This is a genomic window from Bacillus sp. TH30 (assembly GCF_016650875.1).
In the GTDB taxonomy this organism is placed as follows: domain Bacteria; phylum Bacillota; class Bacilli; order Bacillales; family Bacillaceae_G; genus Bacillus_A; species Bacillus_A mycoides.
Map to the genome: position 1 here is coordinate 3033701 of NZ_JAEKEY010000002.1, position 16202 is coordinate 3049902.

Sequence of the window (16202 nt, forward strand, 5' to 3'; positions counted from 1 at the left end):
GAGTGTACTGGATGTCATGCATTATGTTTGTTTTTGCATTATGTGTTTTGTTCTTTGTTCTATGGAAGATATATAAAATAAATGCAATGAAAAAAAGCGCGGGAAAACTTATTGCAACATATCCTCGGGTGAAACGGCGTTGGATTGCATCACTTGGACCGGCGTATTTCATCGGACAATGTATGTATACATATGCTCAGTACGTAAGTGGTGATATTGGTACAATTGAACAGTTTCTCGTTCAGTCAGGTAGTTATGCTGTAGTAAGTTGTTTTATGACTTTAATAGCTATCCATCTGATTAAAAGTGTACAAATATATGAAAAAGGTGTAATAGACGGATTGAACTTTTATTCATACGAAGAATTAAAAGGCTATAAAACATCAACATGGGAAAATCCAAAGGAAAATATATTTTTATATCGCGGGCGAGAAAAAATGAATGATAATGTGAATTTACTTATTAGGCAGGAAGATATGAATGAATTAGAAAGCATTCTTCAAAGATATATTCCGAAATTGATGATGAAATAAAAACTCCGGTTGTTATAACCGGAGTTTTTTATTAAAATGCACGATTCACAACGTCTTTAACTTCTTCAAGATAGTGTTTACGCACACTGTCATCCACAGAAGGAACACTCGTATAGAATGTATGCTCAAGTGTTTCAATGCCTGTAAATTCAAAAATACCAACATCCGCTGTTTTCTTCATTGCGTCAAACATACCACCTGCTGTGTATGCTTCTTTTGTATTTCCCATTGTAGATAATAATAATCCTTTTTTACCGCTTAATAACTTTTCAATGCCATTTTCACCGTAAGCATAAGCGAATCCGTGGCTAAATACGCGGTCAACATATCCTTTTAAAATAGCAGGAAGTCCTGCCCACCAAACGGGGTAAATGAATGTAATGCTATCAGCCCAAGAGATATGCTCTTGCTCTTCTTTAATATCTTCTGGTGTATTTCCTTGAGAAAATGAGGTGAAATCGGAAGCACCTAATACTGGATTGAAATTTAATTCGTATAGATCACGAACGCGCACTTCATGCCCTTTTCCTTCTAATTCACTTTTTACAGTTTCTAAAATTGCATGGTTGAAGCTTTCTGTATTCGGGTGTGCATAAACGATTACATGTTTCATTGTTCTTCCTCCTATTTGTGGATATGTGAATAGTTTTTATATATTCGTGTAACTATTATGGTTACTTTCGTTGCGAGAATCAACTTTTCTGACATGAGAAATAAAATGAAACTTTAATCGGTGGGTGGGCCATCCCGCACTGATTATTTGCTCACACTAATCGGGCACTTACTACCGGTTAATATAAATGTTAGTATGTGACAAAAAAATACAAAATAGTAGGGATTTTGCATTTCTGAATAGAATATATAGATTGGTAAATGGAGAGAAGGGGATATTGGGATGAATATTATTGAAATTGAAAGGTTAGAAAAATCATTTGATATTGGGGATAGTAAAGTAAAGATCTTAAAAGATATTAATCTTCAAATTCAAAAAGGAGATTTTGTTTGTATTATGGGGGCAAGTGGATCGGGTAAAACGACCTTACTTCAGCTGTTAGGTGGATTAGATATTCCATCGGTAGGTAGTATTCGAGTTGATGGTACAGAGATTTCAACATTAAAAGAAAAAGAGCTCGCTTTATTTAGAAGGCATAAAATCGGTTTTATTTTTCAACAGTTTAATTTAATTCCAGTGTTTAATGCGGAGGAAAATGTAGGGTTGCCTTTACTATTAGATAATGTTTCGCACAAGAAGGCAACGGTGACAGCAAATCGTTTATTAGAGCTCGTTGGATTGAAAGGAAAAGAAAAGCATTTACCAGCACAGTTATCAGGTGGGCAACAGCAAAGGGTTGCGATAGCAAGAGCTTTTGCAAATGAGCCAGCTATTATATTAGCTGATGAACCAACAGGAGCATTGGATTCAGAAAATAGCAAAAATATTATCGCGGCACTTCGCAATGCATGTGATGAATTAGGGCAAACAGCTGTCATTGTAACACACGATCCATTCGTAGCGGCCCATGCTGATAAAGTTGTTTTCTTATTAGATGGTGAAGTGATTCATGAGCATGCTGAAAGTAAAGGATGGAAATTTCGAAATATCCCGCAACAAGTTACTCAAATTCAAGAGATTATGAATCATCACTTTAAAGTAGGAGGTAAAGGTGATGCGATGGGTAATTAAGTATGCGATAAAATCGATGAAACAAAATTGGTTGCGAAATATGTTGATTGCCCTCGGTGCAGCTTTAGGTGTTATGTTAGCGACGATGTTATTACTAGGTAATCAATCAGTAGAGCAAAGTGTGAAGGAACAAGTAGTAAGCCGGTATGGAGATTATAATTTACAATTTGGCTATATAAAAAATGATATGTATTTAAATAATGAAAGTTTAAAAGGAATAGATGGCTTAGAAAATGCTGAAAAAATATCAAAAGCACTTATACCGTATCCTTTTCCACATTATAAAGAACTATCGGGAAAGCCATCTTATTGGGGTGTTGAGCAAGATTCTCCAGAAATGCATTCTTATAAAATATTAGAAGGACGATATCCAAAAGAAGGTGCTGAAGTAGCACTGACAAAAGGGTATACAGATCGTGAAAATATACGGGTAGGAGATACGATTAAACTGCCATTCCCGCAGCATGGTGAAAAGGCTGTGAAAGTTGTTGGTATTTTAAATCCACCGTTAATGGCGTCAATGGGGCATAGTGCTTATTTTCCAATCCATTGGCTTCAAAAAGAATTAAATTTACTAAATCAATTCAATCTCGTTCAAGTGAAAGTACAAGATGTAAATGTGAAAAAAGCAATTGCTTTTGATGTACATAAAAAGATTGAAAATATAAAGGTGGACCAACGTACTTATGTAGATAAGGCATTTGAACGACTAAATGTAATGAAGCCATTAATTTTTAGTTTAGGTGGTATTGCCTTATTTGTTGTAGCCCTTTTAATAATGGGAAGTTTCTTCTTATCTGTCAGAAGTCGATTTAAGCAATGGGCATTATTACGTGCACTTGGTAGTAATCCAAATCAAATTATATTAGTCGTTTTATTAGAGGCTTTATGTATTGGGGCAATCGGATCGCTAGCAGGAGTTATTCTTGGAGCGGGTACGCAAACAATCGCCGCATCATTTATTAATAAATGGGTGAATATTGAGGGTGCAGGGAAAGAAGCATTCTCGATTTCAGGTGAGATTTTACTCATTACGTTTTTACTAGGGATTGTTATGTCTATCATAGGGGCCATTATACCAGCTTTCATGGTTAGAAAGATTCCAACAGTTCAAGCACTTCGCCCAGGTCTTCCTAGTAATGAGAAAAAAGAAAAAAGATGGAGTGCTTTTAGCCTTAGTATTTTAATCATTGGTACTGTTATTGGACTAGCGGGTAACGTATTAGAGCGGTATATCGGTTTTAATCCAAGTGCGATAGGAGCGCTTTTATTTGCAGTTGGTTTGTTATTTGCGATTCCGTTATTTATTCGGGTGATAGCACCAGTGATTGCAAAACCACTTCAAATGATATTACGAATTGAAACGACGATTAGCAGCCGGAATGTAATTCGTTATCGAAATAAGGCAGCTGTATCGGTTGCTATACTAGCATTTGGTTTTATGTTAGCACTTGTTGGAACGATGTATATAAACTCTATTTACGAAGGCATGAAAGATGGGTTACAAAAACATTTACCAGCTGATTTAGTAATAAGAATTCCAATAGAGTCGCAAAGTACTGAAGTATTACCATTTAGTTGGATGGAGAAGGTTAAAAAAATTGATGGTGTAGAAGAGAGCGTAGCAAATGTTACTGACTTTACAGCGAAGCTTATAAATTATGATTTTAAAAAAGCGGATCAAGAGTGGTATGAAAATGTGAGGAAAGATGATTTTGAATATGATGTGATAGAAGTTGTGGGGAATGATATTGTTGCTTATCAAAAAGTAACAAAAGCGAAAGTGATTACAGGACAAGATTTAAATAAGCCATTACAAGATGGTGAGGGAGTCGTTACGAAGAGAACTGCTAAAACATTAGGGATTCAGTTGCATGATACGATTGAAGTACAAGGAAAAGGGAAAGAAAAACAAACGATTAAAGTCGTTTCGATTATTGAGCAAGGATTAAGGGGAAGAGGATTAGACATTTTCGTAAATGAACAATGGGTTCGTGATAAGTTTCACGTGCAAGGATATGAAGCAATTCAAGTTATGACAAATTCTAATCAATCATTTGAAGAGATTAAGAAGCAAGTAAAACAAATTACAAATAATAAAGAGAACGTAGAAGTTATTAATAGCCATGATTTATTAAAAGAACAGGAGCAGTTATTATCGCAAATGATGATGTTAATTCGCTTGTTAGTTGTAATTGTTTTCATTATTTCTGGTATAGGGTTAATGAATGCGATTGTCTCAAGTTTACATGAAAGACGTGCTGAAATTAGTATGATTCGTGCGGTAGGAGCTATTCCGAAGCAAATGAGACGGATTGTTTTATTAGAGGGCACTTTACTTGGAGCGATAGCTGGTTGTATTGGGGTTTTAGGTGGAATTGTATTTAGTTATATTGTGTTATCAAGCTTAGAGTTAACGGTTATTATCATTCCGTATAATCAAGTTTTAATATTGGCACTAGCTAGCATTATACTCGGAGCAGGAGCAGCAATGATTGCTTCATTACAATTAAGAAAGTTTAAATTGAGTGATACTTTAAAGGAGTTATCAGCATAAAAGATTATTATATCCCGCTCATACAAAGTACAAAGAAGACGAATAAAATGATAACAATACCGATACCAAAGTTAAATACAAGAGTACTATCCATATATGTAACCTCCTTGTTTGAAAGTAAAAAGCACTCTGGCTGGAGTGCTTTTTATTATCCGAATATGTCGCAACGAACGCCGCAACATATAGAAAGGGAATAATGCGTTTAAAGAGTTATATTAATTTATGCATTAATTTTGTAAATGAGCAGGTCCTGCTCAGGTATAGAAAAAAGACACTCTTTCGAGTGTCTTTCATGATGACAAAACGTGCCAATTGCTTGAGTTTGATAAGACGTTAATTTTCCGGTTAACAGTCTTTCTTAATCAAGAAGTGTAACAACAGCGATTCAAATAAATTTTAGCATTTTTTAAAGGGGTGTGCGTATGTAACTATGCATATTACGATTAGAGGAGAATCAAGTTTGGAAAATGAATGAGTAAATACATATAGATTAGTAGAGTATTTGATAAGGAGCGAGATGAATGGATATACATAAGTTAACAGAAGAAGAAGCGAAAGAAATAAATACGTGGAAGTATGAAAATCCCTATACGTTATATAGCTTTTCGGGAGATGCTGAAGTAATAGAAGAGTTGCTAGATGGAACGTATTACGGTTGTTGCGGAGAGAATGGAGAATTCATCGGCTATTTTTGTTTTGGAGAAAATGCACAAGTGCCAGGGGGAAGAGATGCTAATTTATATAGGGGAGAAGATGTAGTAGATATTGGGCTTGGAATGAAGCCAGAGTTAACAGGGAAAGGGATGGGAGAAATATTTTTTCAAGCGGGAATAGCATTTGCTACTGAGGAATTGAATTCGAAAATGTTTCGACTGAGTGTAGCGACATTCAATAAGAGAGCGATTAGGCTATATAAAAACATTGGATTTCAAGTGGGACCTCTTTTTTTGAGCCGTGGAAGAGAGTTCATGCTTATGGAATATGAAAGGCCGTCAGTATGAAACTGACGGCCTAGACCCCTTATCCCGCATTAACGGGCAGTAAGACTCCCTCCCACCTCAAAATTCGGCGGATGCGAGTCAGTTAGGCGGGAGATAACTGCCCGTAAAAGCCCGATTGGTTCAACTAATAATCAGTGGGGAATGGACAAAATCCCCACTGATTAAAGTTTCACTTTATTCCGAATGCTCAGCACGGTGCGCTAAACGACTTGAAGCAGCGGCAGCGATTCCGCCAACGATATCATCAAGGAATGTATGCACCTTTCCAGTTGATTTATCATTTAAGTATTCTAAAATACCTGGTTTTAATTTATCGATATATCCAAAGTTCGTGAAGCCAATTGACCCGTACACGTTAACGATTGAAAGTGCGATGACTTCATCAATTCCATATAGTCCTTCATCGCGTTTTACGATATCTTGTAACGGCTGACTTAACATTCCTTTTTCAGCAAGGACATCAAGTTCAATGCCTGTAATAAGAGCGTTTTGTACTTCTCGTTTTGATAGTACACGCTCAACGTTATAGCGACATTCTGACATCTCTAAATTTGCATGGTATTTCTTTTGAAGAAAATGAACAAGATCAGCAATATCGTCAATTGTTACACCGCGCTCTTGTAATAGTTGTAATGCTCTTTCTTGTAGTTGATTTGAGTCTTTCATGTTTATCACCTTTTTTTCTTTTTAGTATTTGTATACGTTTCGTTGCTTTATCATGTGCATAGGAATGAAAGGCGAGCACAAGCTCATATATATAAAGAAAAACCATAGGTGGCGACTGCGATGATTCAGCATATTTATGAGCATTATCACATGCATGTTAAAGAATTAATCCCCCTTGGCCCCTATAAAAGCTTTTGGATTCGCAACAAAATTTATGTACTTGTTCCAATTGGAGAAATGGAGGAAGAAGTACTTGTAGAGATGAAAAAGCTCAGTGATTATATGAACCAGCAAGGGGATATAACTGTTTCGACTTTCGTTCCGACTATACACGGCTACTATGTAAGTGAGATAGAAGAAAAAAATTACTGCTTATTAAAAGGTATGCGTATGTTAGAGCGACATGCTACATCATTAGGAAGTGAGCTTTCTATATTCCATAAACGTGGCGCATTCTTTCCAGAAGAAGTTGAGCAATTAAGCCGCATTGGTGAATGGAAAGCATTATGGGAAAAAAGGCTCGACCAATTAGAAAGGTTTTGGCAATCGCAAGTGATGAACCATCCTTCAGACGTATTCGATCAATTGTTTATTGAATCCTTCCCGTATTACTTAGGAGTTGCAGAAAATGCAATTCAATATGTTGTCGATACAGAAATGGATGATACACCACAAATAACTGACGCAGCAACAATTTGCCAAGAACGATTTACACCTTTATTATGGCAGCAAACGAAGCGTTTAAAACTTCCTTTTGATTGGGTATATGATCACCCAAGTAGAGATATAGCAGAATGTATTCGCTATATGATGATAGAAAAAAAGAAAGATTGGGAGCAAACGGTAGTTCAATTCATTGCAGATTATGAACGTAATTATTCGCTCTCTTCATTTGGTTGGCGCTTATTATTCGCAAGGCTTCTGTTCCCGCTTCACTACTTTGAAACAATTGAACGATATTATCAAACAGGAAACGAAGAACAAAAAGGCATATATAGAGCCCGTTTAGAAATCATTTTACATGATGTGAGGCGCACTGAGCAATTTATGAATCATTTTTACGAGTCATTTCGTTTACCTGTTGATAAGTTAGGCATTAGGAAATTAGATTGGCTGTCTTAAAATGAAAAAAGAGACCGGGTGAGGTCTCTTTTTTATATATCACAATTGTATGTAATACATTATGCCCCTACCTGTTGATCTGCACATATATTTAAAATGAATTGATGTCTTTCGATTTTTTCATTTACTTTACTCAATAATTCTTGCTGGATTTCTTTAAATAAAAATTGATAACTTGCATTCCATGTTGGTATAACGGATGAAAGGTCTAATAAATACTCTTTTTTCTTTTCTAGTTCTTGAATTGTTAAGAAAGTGTTCCCCATTCTTGGCATGTGTCGTCCCCCTATGTTTTTTTCTGTATATGTGTGAACGATTCTATAGTATTAATTATCGCACTTTTTGAGAAGGATTTCCAATTTTGTTTTATGATGTTAAAGGGGAAGTGTTATTTGAATAAAAAAAGAGACCCATTTGGGTCTCTTTCTAGGAAGCGATTCTGAACGAGCCGCTTCTGCTTTTAGATTAAAATACTTGTTCTACTTCAATAACGCCTGGTACTTCTTCAAGTAATGCGCGTTCGATACCAGCTTTTAGTGTGATTGTAGAACTTGGGCAGCTTCCGCAAGCACCCATAAGGCGTAATTTTACGATACCTTCTTCAATGTCTACTAATTCAACGTCTCCGCCATCGCGAAGTAAGAATGGACGTAATTTATCTAATACTTCTAGTACTTGTTCTTGCATATGTGGGTTTTCCATTTTTATCGACTCCTTTCATCAGTTTTATTATAATCAAGATAGAGGGGAAAATCTATTTTTTCTGTTCTTGTTTTATTGTCGAAATTTTTTATCATGTTTACAACGTGTTTTTTCAGTATAGGGGTAGGGAATAAGTTTGTAAAATGATGTGCTTATGTACTAAGACATCTGAATATACTGTTGAAACAAGAAGTGGGGGAGAAGAAATGGTTAATGTGCAAGTGTATGGGACGAAAGTAATTTGTGCGAGCTGCGTTGGAATGCCATCTTCAACAGAAACGTTTGAGTGGTTACAAGCGGCGATTGGTCGTAAATATGAAGGACAAGAAAATAAATTTAATTTCGAGTATATTGATTTTCAAGAAGAACAAGAAGATGAAGATAAAAAAGCATTCGCAGAGCGCGTAGTGGAAGAAGATCTATTTTATCCGGTCGTTCTTGTAAATGGAGAAATTGTTGGAGAAGGAAATCCTCGTTTGAAGGATGTTTACGAAGAAATCGAGAAATATTTATAAAGCAGGAAGCCTTTGCGAATTTGCGAAGGCTTTTTTTATTGGAGGGATAGATGTGGAGAATGGAATAAAACATGCTTTACCAGAAGAAGTAAAGCAATTAATGGAGCAGTACATAGTAGAATTAAAAGAAATTTTTTCGGATGAAAAAATAGTCGGGGTATATATTTACGGATCAATCGCGCTAGGAGCATTTCATATAGAAACGAGCGATGTTGACTTTGTTACGGTAATAAGTGATTCCGTGAATGAAGCTGAAAAACAACAAATTATAGAACTGCATAAAAAAAATAGTAAAAGTACGTTAGGTAAAAGAATGGATGGTATGTATATTCCGCTTGCTGATTTAGGGAAATACAATGATGAAATGAATGAGTACGTGTATTGTGCAGATGGTAAGGCTGATATTGGTCATTGGGATATTAACGCGGTCACATGGTGGACATTGAAAAATCAAGGTATTACAGTTAGCGGGAAAGAAGTAGAAGACCTTTCCTTTCAAATAAAGTGGGACGATGTAGTAAATACAATGAAATACAACGTAGAACATTATTGGCTTGAAAAAGCGAAGCGTCCTTATTTATTTTTCATAGAAGAATGGGTAGAATCAGCTGTCGTTACGATGGGACGTATTTTATATACGTTAGATCATGAAACAATCGTTTCAAAAGATAGAGGATTACAATACTTATTAGAACGTTCAGCGAAAGAATGGGAGCCTTTATTAAAAGAGGTAGAGCGAATGCGAAATAATCCAAAGGGAAAGCGCAAGCTCTCTATTTGGAGGAGGGCTGATATGACGAAGAGGTATTTGCTGTGTTTGATTGAAGAGTGTAGGGGGAAGTGGTAGGTGAATAGTAAAAGCATCCTTCATATAAAGGATGCTTTTACTATTTTTATATAATGAAAAAGTACTTTGCAAGGAATGAGAAGTCGAAAGATAATCTAAAATATGGATAGTTTCATGTGAAACATTATGCAATAGACTGTTCTTTTTGATGTTTATCCCGCATTAACGGGCAGTAAGACTCTCACTTCAAAATTCGGCTGGAGCAAAGAAGTTAGATGGGAGATCAACTGCCCGTAAAAGCCCGATTGGTGAAGGCTAATAATCAGTGGTGGATGAACAAAACCCCCACTGATTAAAGTTTCACTTTATAATGAAATCTTGCACTATTGCGCACTCCTTTAGAGATAGGTTTACTCTTCATCTTCATCATAATTGTATGTAGTTAAGTTTTGTAAGAAGCTTTCAAAATTAGGTGCTAATTCAATAATTTCCTCAAACTCATTATCGATAAATATAACTGGAGGATTTTCAGCTACGTTTCGATAGTCTAGTGCAATCCACGTATGTCCGTCACCAGATAAAAGCACGATATTCTCAGGCATGTCCCATTCCTGAATTAAATAATGGCTCTCTAAAATACTAGACTCATTTTCATCAAAAGAAATGCCATATAATCCAGAAACATTAACGTGATCGTCTGCCCAAGAATTTGGCTCTGAAGTAGGGTGAGCATCTAATCGAAGAGTTCCTCCGTTTTGTTCTTTTAGAAGATTTATGTACGATTCTGGGAGCTTTACGTTTAGTACTTCTTCTGCTTTTTTTATTAGTTCGTCGTTAATAGGTGCTAATTTTAAATAGTCATCTTCTGCCCAAAGTGTAGTCTTCATATTTGGTCACCTCAAATAATAGTTTTATAAACTTTATTTTGTATATTATAGTTAATTAAAATATTGCGCAATAGAGGGGGAATATTTTATGATTAACCACAATAAAATTAAACAACTTTTAGCACATGTAGATCGCGCTGAGGATAATGAAATTGAGTTAGAGTGTGAATTTGAACCAATGACAATAGAATTATTTAATAGTGAAGAAATAGAAGAAGGGCAACTTGGTTATAGCTTTGATGATGAAGGGCAAAGCTTAGTCGGAAATGAAGAGGGAGATTGGAAAGAGGGATGGGTTGTAATTGGGATAGATTCCTATCTCGGAGACCCGATCTTTGTAGATAGTAATGATGAGAATTGTCCGGTTTATACAGCTATGCATGGTGAGGGAGATTGGGAGCCAGAATGTATAGCTAAGCGTATAGAAGATGTTATTGAGAAAGTGAAGGGTAATGTGGGATAGTTGTGTAAGTGGAAATATGTTTGAAATAGTAGAGAGCTAATTTGTGAAGTCTCTTAAGTCGAGATTTTAGGTTTGGTCATATTACAATAGTAGTTTAATAGGAGAAGGGTGTGTCAAAATGATTTTGATACATCCTTTTTTGCGAATATACAAGATGTTTAACATAGTGTATTAAATGTCTTATATATGAGTATTCTAATATATTTAATAGTAAAATGGAATATAGAATGGATAATTGTCGAAATGTATTCGATTTTTGTTCATTTTTATGAAATATAACTATTTTTTGTTAGATTCCTTCTTTTTATAGATATACAATAAAGTTATATAGAAATAAGAGAAGGATGATGTACGTGAAGGACACTGTTTTACAGGAAGCGATAGCTCCTAAAGAGTTACATAAAGTTGTGAGAAATAATACTGCATATTACGACTTTAAGTGGGGGAAAGCAAAAGATCCCGAGAAGGGAAATAGTTGGAACTGGATAGCCTTTTTCTTCCCATTATTGTGGTTAGCTTATCGCAAAATGTATAAATTATTTATTATTATTGCATTAGTAGGAGTTCCTACTTTAATTACCTCTGTTTTTATAGATATCCCGATGTGGATCGATTTTATTGTTTATTTCGGAACTATGCTATTTACTGGATGGCAAGGGAATCGTTTATATTACAAGCATACAGTTCGTGTTTTACATAAGGCAAAAGAGTTATCTGATGCACAACACAATTATTACTTCCAAACAAAGGGTGGCACTCATGTTGGGATTATGCTTGGATTAAATGCGTTATTATTTGTAGTATTTGGTGCAGCTGGTTATGGGTTATCGTATTTACCGACGGAACCGAATATAAAAGATGTAGTTCGTTTAAGTGATGAAGGGATTACATTGGAAGTTTTTACTGATGATCCAAAATGGACGTATGTAAAAAAAGAAGGACGTTTTGATATAGTAGAATTTACTGGTTATGATTATGAGGAAAAAAAGGATGTAAAGGTTAAGTTCGCTGTGTATTTAGATAAACAGAGATTTGAATGGAAAGAAATTTATTTAAACGATAAAAAGTTAAATGAAGAAGAAGCAGAAGAGTATCAATTTTATATTGAAGAAAATGCCTGGTATTAATATAAATAGATAATGATGTATCGCAAAAAGAAGAGTCTAATGAAGATTCTTCTTTTTATTTATGAGAAAGGATATATAACAAGAAGAGAAAAACATTAGTAAACAAACGCCATACTAATTGAAATTTTGTAAAATACAATAAAAAATGAGAATTTGAGGTAGGCTTGTCAATAACGTGAGACTATGGCAGTATAAAGAAATGCTATACAAATTTTATTTATCGACATGTAAAAATTCGATTTGATTTTTACGTATAAATAATGAACGGAGGAAATGAATTTATGGCTACTTTACCAAATTGTCCAAAATGTAATTCAGAATATACGTATGAGGATGGCGCTCTTTTCGTATGTCCAGAATGTGCCCATGAGTGGGGTCAAGAAGCGGAAGCTGAAAGTAATGATGGTGCAAAAGTTGTAAAAGATGCGAACGGAAACGTTCTTCAAGATGGCGATGCTGTTACTGTAATTAAAGATTTAAAAGTAAAAGGAACTTCTTCAGTTGTAAAGATTGGTACGAAAGTAAAGAGTATCCGTCTAGTTGAGGGAGATCACGATATCGATTGCAAAATCGACGGTTTCGGAGCTATGAAGTTAAAATCACAGTTCGTTAAGAAGGCGTAAGATTAGCAAAGAAAAAAGACGCTCTGTAAGTAACGTGCAGAGCGTCTTTTTTATGATTGTACTTCAACTTCTTTCAACTGGCACCGCTTATTAAAGAACGTTTTATACCCAAGCTGTAAGAAGATAATAACAGAGAAAGCTGTACTTCCAGAAATGCCAAGTATAATCGCAATTTGATATTGGATAGCTGTAAATGGTGATACACCGGATAAAATTTGTCCTGTCATCATGCCTGGAAGACTTATAATTCCCATTCCGACCATGGAATTAATTGTTGGTAAAATAGCAGAATCGAAAGCGTCCCGTATGAGCGGAGCAGCTGCTTGTTTTGGAGTTGCGCCAAGCATAAGTGCACCTTCAATATGGTCTCTTTGTGATTTCATACTGTTTAAAAAGGTGTTTGCCCCGAGGCAAATACCTGTCATAGCGTTACCGATTAGCATGCCGGAAATAGGAACGATATATTGCGGAGCATACCAAGGATCGTGTCCGATAATGACAAAGATAAATAGTAGAAGAGGGCCAATTGATCCAGCGATCATGGAGAGCGCGGCTACTCGTTTTAATTCTTTTGACATTGGAATATTAACTCGTTTATAAATATTGAAAATCGCAAATGTAGTAATAGAAGTAATGAGAGCTATTGTATAAAACGGATTACTATTTTCAAATATGTATGTAAGAACATATGCGACTAGTACGAGCTGAATCGTCATACGTAATGTAGCAATTGTAATTTGTTTTTCACGCGGTATTCCTTTTAATTTTACAAGTCCGATTAAAATAAGAATAAAAATATATGCAGCGGCAAGTTGCCAAATTTGGAGTTCAATAACGCCCTTCAACTGAGAGCACTTCCTTTCTAGTTGCACCGTTTGTTTTACTAATTTCAATAATATCGTCTGCAATTTCTTCTGGAAGTTGTTGCGAGTGCGTGATGAAGATAACTGTTTTTTTCTTTTCTCTTGCCAGTAGAGTGAATTGTTTCATAACGCGGCGTTCTGTGTCACCATCTAGTGCCGAAGTTGGTTCATCTAATAAATAGACGGGCGGATCCATTAGTATAATACGAGCGAAAGCAAGTCTTTGTTTTTCGCCACCTGATAAAGAAGAGGCGTTATCTTCTAATTTTTTATCTAGGCTAACAGTCGTTAATGCGCCTTGCAGGGCGTCGTCATTTGGAAATGGCTTTTCAGAAAATCGAAGTCCCATTAATAAATTATCTTTAATTGTTCCATCAAAAATAGGCGGAGTTTGTCCGAGCATGACAACTTCACGGCGTAATTGAATGGGAGGATAATCTAAAATAGATTTTCCGTTATACTGAATTGTGCCAGATGTTGGTGATTGTAAATCGTTTAACATGCGAAGTAATGTGCTTTTACCACTACCACTTTCACCGATAATACAAGTTGTTTTTTCTTTTTGAATCTGTAAATAAGGAATGTGTAGAATATCTTTATATGTGATGTCTTTTAATATAAACATAAATTGCTCCTTTCTGATTCTAGTTATATCGTATCAAAAAGAGAGAAAAATAGAAAAATAAAGTCTCTTTAGAAGGAACATCTTTTTTCTTTGTTTTAAAACTTTGCGCGTGGTAGGAAAAGGCACTGACGGATCCTATACATAGCCAGTCCCTCTCGACCATTTAAAAAAATGCTTTTCTGTCGGTTTTTCATAGAATGACTGAGTAGTTACAAAAAATGAATAGAAAAAGGCTGTCTACTATGTAGGCAGCCTTTAAAGTATTAACCGTTATGATATTTGTACATCCAAAGAAGACCGGATTTTAATAATCTCGGTACACGTCCCATTAATGGTTGGTTTGCTAGTAAACCAAATCCATGTTTTTTGCCGAGAGAACCGAGAACACCTTTTAATTTAATAACAGGCAGTTCATCAGGAAGGGGTTCATTATTCCAACGTTTTAATAATATTTGGACAATTTGTTCTCCTTGACCTTCAGCAAGTTGAGCAGATGGTGCGTGTGGAAGTGCTGCACAATCTCCTACGACATAAACGTGCTCGTTATTTGGAATATTGTGATATTTCGTTAAAACAACCCGTCCGCTACCATCTTGTTCAACTGGAAGGTTTCGAACAACTTCATTTGCTTGAATACCAGCTGTCCAGACGATTGCATCACATTCAAGTGGTTCATCATGGTTGTATACAATGTTTGGTTCCACTTTTGTAATGTTAGAGTTTCGTATAATGGTAACTTTATGTTTTACAAACCATTCTTCTACGTATCTACTTAATTTCTCTGGATATGGGAATAAAATTCTATCTTTTCGATCAAATAAATAGATTTTTAAATCTGAACGGCTTTCGCGAAGTTCACTCGCCACTTCAACGCCGCTTAAACCAGCCCCAACGACAGCTACTGTTGCATTTGGTTCTAAGCTATTTAATTGTTCATATGTCTTACGTGTTTGTTCAATTGATTGTAGGCTATGTGTATATTCCTTTGCTCCAGGAACGTTATGATATTTATCTTCACAGCCAAGCCCGATAATTAAATCATCATATTGAATCGTTTCACCGCCATCGAGATGAACGGCTTTCGTTTCGAGGTCAATATTTGTTACTGTTCCGTATTGAATATTGAGACGTGGGTGCTCAGGAAACGGTATGCGAATATGCGTTTCTGAAATTGTACCCGCAACTAATGCATAATATTCAGTTTTAAAGCAATGATATGGTACTTTGTCGATTAATGTCACTTGTACATCATCTGGAAGTTGGTTGCTTGGAAGTAGCCGCTGCAGAATTCTCATTCCACCGTAGCCACCACCTAGTAGTACGAGGTGTTTCATGATGGATTACCCCTTTTCTGTTGAAATATCCCCTAATCATACAATTTTATATTAATAAAATATTTTGACTTTACACAATCAAATTATATCGAATTTGTGAACAAATAACAATGCATGAATGAATACTCTGTTGTACAATAAGAAGAAAAGTAAAGTAAGTGGTTTTCATTTTCTAGTTACTATTTACTATTTCATTATGAGTAGTATGTTATATAAAGAAGACCATCTATTATGAAGTGAAATAGTGAAGTAACTAAATAGTTTAGAATATATAACGAAAACAACAAGAAACAGCTTAGTTTTCTTCTTATAAATAAAGTGGAATGGTAACAAGTAGAGAGGGTTACTTATCCGGTTCGCAAATTAGGTATGCACATACCATATAAAGTAAATGGTAATTTGTTTAGAGATACAGGGGGGAGAGAGTTTTGATTAAACCATTAATCGAATTTTGTGTAGGTAACCTTGCAAGCGGTTCGCAAGCAGCTTTAGAAAAATTAGAAAAAGATCCTAATTTAGACGTAATGGAATATGGTTGTTTAGGATATTGTGGCATCTGTTTTGAAGGTCCATTTGCACTTGTAAATGGTGAAGTGGTACAAGGTGCAACAGTAGAAGAACTTGTAAATAATGTATATGATTATATGGATGAAAATCCAATGTTTTAAAGCGTTGCAAACAGGCAACGTTTTTCTTTTTTCATTTATCCCGCT

At 35.4% G+C, this 16202-nt stretch carries 19 protein-coding genes; 11 read left to right on the forward strand and 8 right to left on the reverse strand.

The window, feature by feature from the left end:
* Window positions 1-2 precede the first annotated feature (2 nt).
* Window positions 3-533: a hypothetical protein gene (locus JFU20_RS17615; protein WP_002166524.1), complete on the forward strand. Its 531-nt coding sequence runs from the start codon at window positions 3-5 to the stop codon at window positions 531-533.
* A 31-nt stretch (window positions 534-564) separates the two neighbouring features.
* On the opposite strand, the gene JFU20_RS17620 is transcribed toward JFU20_RS17615, so the two are convergent.
* Entirely contained in the window at window positions 565-1146 is a 582-nt protein-coding gene (locus JFU20_RS17620; RefSeq protein WP_002166525.1) for an NAD(P)H-dependent oxidoreductase, read from the reverse strand.
* A gap of 282 nt (window positions 1147-1428) precedes the next feature.
* On the opposite strand from JFU20_RS17620, the gene JFU20_RS17625 reads away from it, so the two are divergent.
* The 3 genes from JFU20_RS17625 (at window position 1429) to JFU20_RS17635 (ending at window position 5775) form a co-directional block, all read left to right on the forward strand.
* Window positions 1429-2217, forward strand: a complete 789-nt coding sequence (locus JFU20_RS17625) for an ABC transporter ATP-binding protein (RefSeq protein ID WP_002089345.1) — start codon at window positions 1429-1431, stop codon at window positions 2215-2217.
* The gene (locus JFU20_RS17630) at window positions 2201-4774 is read left to right on the forward strand and encodes an FtsX-like permease family protein (RefSeq protein ID WP_002166526.1); all 2574 of its coding nucleotides are present in this window, start codon (window positions 2201-2203) and stop codon (window positions 4772-4774) included. Before JFU20_RS17625 ends, JFU20_RS17630 begins: the two co-directional genes overlap by 17 nt.
* Window positions 4775-5295: 521 nt before the next feature.
* A complete protein-coding gene (locus JFU20_RS17635) occupies window positions 5296-5775 on the forward strand; it encodes a GNAT family N-acetyltransferase (RefSeq protein ID WP_002015903.1) in 480 nt (159 codons plus the stop codon).
* Window positions 5776-5949: 174 nt separating this feature from the next.
* Here the strand turns inward: JFU20_RS17635 and JFU20_RS17640 are convergent, their stop codons facing one another.
* On the reverse strand, window positions 5950-6441 hold the full coding sequence (locus tag JFU20_RS17640) for a phosphatidylglycerophosphatase A family protein (protein WP_002015902.1): 492 nt from the start codon (window positions 6439-6441) through the stop codon (window positions 5950-5952).
* A 120-nt stretch (window positions 6442-6561) separates the two neighbouring features.
* Between JFU20_RS17640 and yutH the strand changes: the two genes are divergently transcribed.
* Window positions 6562-7563, forward strand: a complete 1002-nt coding sequence (yutH, locus tag JFU20_RS17645; RefSeq protein ID WP_002166527.1) for a spore coat putative kinase YutH — start codon at window positions 6562-6564, stop codon at window positions 7561-7563.
* A gap of 59 nt (window positions 7564-7622) precedes the next feature.
* Here the strand turns inward: yutH and JFU20_RS17650 are convergent, their stop codons facing one another.
* Both JFU20_RS17650 and JFU20_RS17655 read right to left on the reverse strand, forming a co-directional pair.
* Window positions 7623-7838: a hypothetical protein gene (locus JFU20_RS17650; protein ID WP_001137788.1), complete on the reverse strand. Its 216-nt coding sequence runs from the start codon at window positions 7836-7838 to the stop codon at window positions 7623-7625.
* A gap of 190 nt (window positions 7839-8028) precedes the next feature.
* The gene (locus JFU20_RS17655) at window positions 8029-8265 is read right to left on the reverse strand and encodes a NifU family protein (RefSeq protein ID WP_000431159.1); all 237 of its coding nucleotides are present in this window, start codon (window positions 8263-8265) and stop codon (window positions 8029-8031) included.
* A gap of 206 nt (window positions 8266-8471) precedes the next feature.
* On the opposite strand from JFU20_RS17655, the gene JFU20_RS17660 reads away from it, so the two are divergent.
* Both JFU20_RS17660 and JFU20_RS17665 read left to right on the forward strand, forming a co-directional pair.
* Window positions 8472-8780, forward strand: coding sequence for a YuzD family protein (locus JFU20_RS17660; protein ID WP_000248590.1), 309 nt, complete (start codon window positions 8472-8474; stop codon window positions 8778-8780).
* 52 nt (window positions 8781-8832) lie between these two features.
* Window positions 8833-9627, forward strand: coding sequence for a nucleotidyltransferase domain-containing protein (locus JFU20_RS17665; protein ID WP_002015900.1), 795 nt, complete (start codon window positions 8833-8835; stop codon window positions 9625-9627).
* Between the two features lie 350 nt (window positions 9628-9977).
* Here JFU20_RS17665 and JFU20_RS17670 read toward each other — a convergent pair whose 3' ends face one another.
* Window positions 9978-10454, reverse strand: coding sequence for an SMI1/KNR4 family protein (locus JFU20_RS17670; RefSeq protein ID WP_002015882.1), 477 nt, complete (start codon window positions 10452-10454; stop codon window positions 9978-9980).
* Between the two features lie 88 nt (window positions 10455-10542).
* Between JFU20_RS17670 and JFU20_RS17675 the strand changes: the two genes are divergently transcribed.
* The 3 genes from JFU20_RS17675 to phnA all read left to right on the forward strand — a co-directional run bounded on the left by JFU20_RS17675 (window position 10543) and on the right by phnA (window position 12667).
* Window positions 10543-10917: a hypothetical protein gene (locus tag JFU20_RS17675; protein WP_002015883.1), complete on the forward strand. Its 375-nt coding sequence runs from the start codon at window positions 10543-10545 to the stop codon at window positions 10915-10917.
* Between the two features lie 353 nt (window positions 10918-11270).
* Complete coding sequence (locus JFU20_RS17680) at window positions 11271-12044, forward strand: DUF2628 domain-containing protein (protein ID WP_002166528.1); 774 nt, start codon at window positions 11271-11273, stop codon at window positions 12042-12044.
* Between the two features lie 281 nt (window positions 12045-12325).
* Window positions 12326-12667, forward strand: coding sequence for an alkylphosphonate utilization operon protein PhnA (phnA, locus tag JFU20_RS17685; RefSeq protein WP_002089332.1), 342 nt, complete (start codon window positions 12326-12328; stop codon window positions 12665-12667).
* A 50-nt stretch (window positions 12668-12717) separates the two neighbouring features.
* Here phnA and JFU20_RS17690 read toward each other — a convergent pair whose 3' ends face one another.
* From JFU20_RS17690 to JFU20_RS17700, 3 genes are all read right to left on the reverse strand, one after another.
* Complete coding sequence (locus JFU20_RS17690; RefSeq protein WP_201038792.1) at window positions 12718-13512, reverse strand: ABC transporter permease; 795 nt, start codon at window positions 13510-13512, stop codon at window positions 12718-12720.
* The gene (locus JFU20_RS17695; RefSeq protein WP_002015889.1) at window positions 13496-14155 is read right to left on the reverse strand and encodes an ABC transporter ATP-binding protein; all 660 of its coding nucleotides are present in this window, start codon (window positions 14153-14155) and stop codon (window positions 13496-13498) included. Before JFU20_RS17695 ends, JFU20_RS17690 begins: the two co-directional genes overlap by 17 nt.
* A gap of 263 nt (window positions 14156-14418) precedes the next feature.
* A complete protein-coding gene (locus tag JFU20_RS17700) occupies window positions 14419-15489 on the reverse strand; it encodes an NAD(P)/FAD-dependent oxidoreductase (protein WP_002015890.1) in 1071 nt (356 codons plus the stop codon).
* Window positions 15490-15917: 428 nt separating this feature from the next.
* Here JFU20_RS17700 and JFU20_RS17705 point away from each other — a divergent pair, with 428 nt between their 5' ends.
* Window positions 15918-16157 carry a YuzB family protein gene (locus JFU20_RS17705; protein WP_002015892.1) on the forward strand — a complete coding sequence of 80 codons (240 nt, stop codon included), beginning with the start codon at window positions 15918-15920 and terminating at the stop codon, window positions 16155-16157.
* Window positions 16158-16202 lie beyond the last annotated feature (45 nt).

Bases quoted from the DNA above. Each gene is read 5' to 3' on its own strand.
- JFU20_RS17620 (WP_002166525.1), bottom strand. From the start codon at position 1,146: ATGAAACATGTAATCGTTTATGCACACCCGAATACAGAAAGCTTCAAC.
- JFU20_RS17625 (WP_002089345.1), top strand. From the start codon at position 1,429: ATGAATATTATTGAAATTGAAAGGTTAGAAAAATCATTTGATATTGGG.
- JFU20_RS17630 (WP_002166526.1), top strand. From the start codon at position 2,201: ATGCGATGGGTAATTAAGTATGCGATAAAATCGATGAAACAAAATTGG.
- JFU20_RS17635 (WP_002015903.1), top strand. From the start codon at position 5,296: ATGGATATACATAAGTTAACAGAAGAAGAAGCGAAAGAAATAAATACG.
- JFU20_RS17640 (WP_002015902.1), bottom strand. From the start codon at position 6,441: ATGAAAGACTCAAATCAACTACAAGAAAGAGCATTACAACTATTACAA.
- yutH (WP_002166527.1), top strand. From the start codon at position 6,562: ATGATTCAGCATATTTATGAGCATTATCACATGCATGTTAAAGAATTA.
- JFU20_RS17650 (WP_001137788.1), bottom strand. From the start codon at position 7,838: ATGCCAAGAATGGGGAACACTTTCTTAACAATTCAAGAACTAGAAAAG.
- JFU20_RS17655 (WP_000431159.1), bottom strand. From the start codon at position 8,265: ATGGAAAACCCACATATGCAAGAACAAGTACTAGAAGTATTAGATAAA.
- JFU20_RS17660 (WP_000248590.1), top strand. From the start codon at position 8,472: ATGGTTAATGTGCAAGTGTATGGGACGAAAGTAATTTGTGCGAGCTGC.
- JFU20_RS17670 (WP_002015882.1), bottom strand. From the start codon at position 10,454: ATGAAGACTACACTTTGGGCAGAAGATGACTATTTAAAATTAGCACCT.
- JFU20_RS17675 (WP_002015883.1), top strand. From the start codon at position 10,543: ATGATTAACCACAATAAAATTAAACAACTTTTAGCACATGTAGATCGC.
- phnA (WP_002089332.1), top strand. From the start codon at position 12,326: ATGGCTACTTTACCAAATTGTCCAAAATGTAATTCAGAATATACGTAT.
- JFU20_RS17695 (WP_002015889.1), bottom strand. From the start codon at position 14,155: ATGTTTATATTAAAAGACATCACATATAAAGATATTCTACACATTCCT.
- JFU20_RS17700 (WP_002015890.1), bottom strand. From the start codon at position 15,489: ATGAAACACCTCGTACTACTAGGTGGTGGCTACGGTGGAATGAGAATT.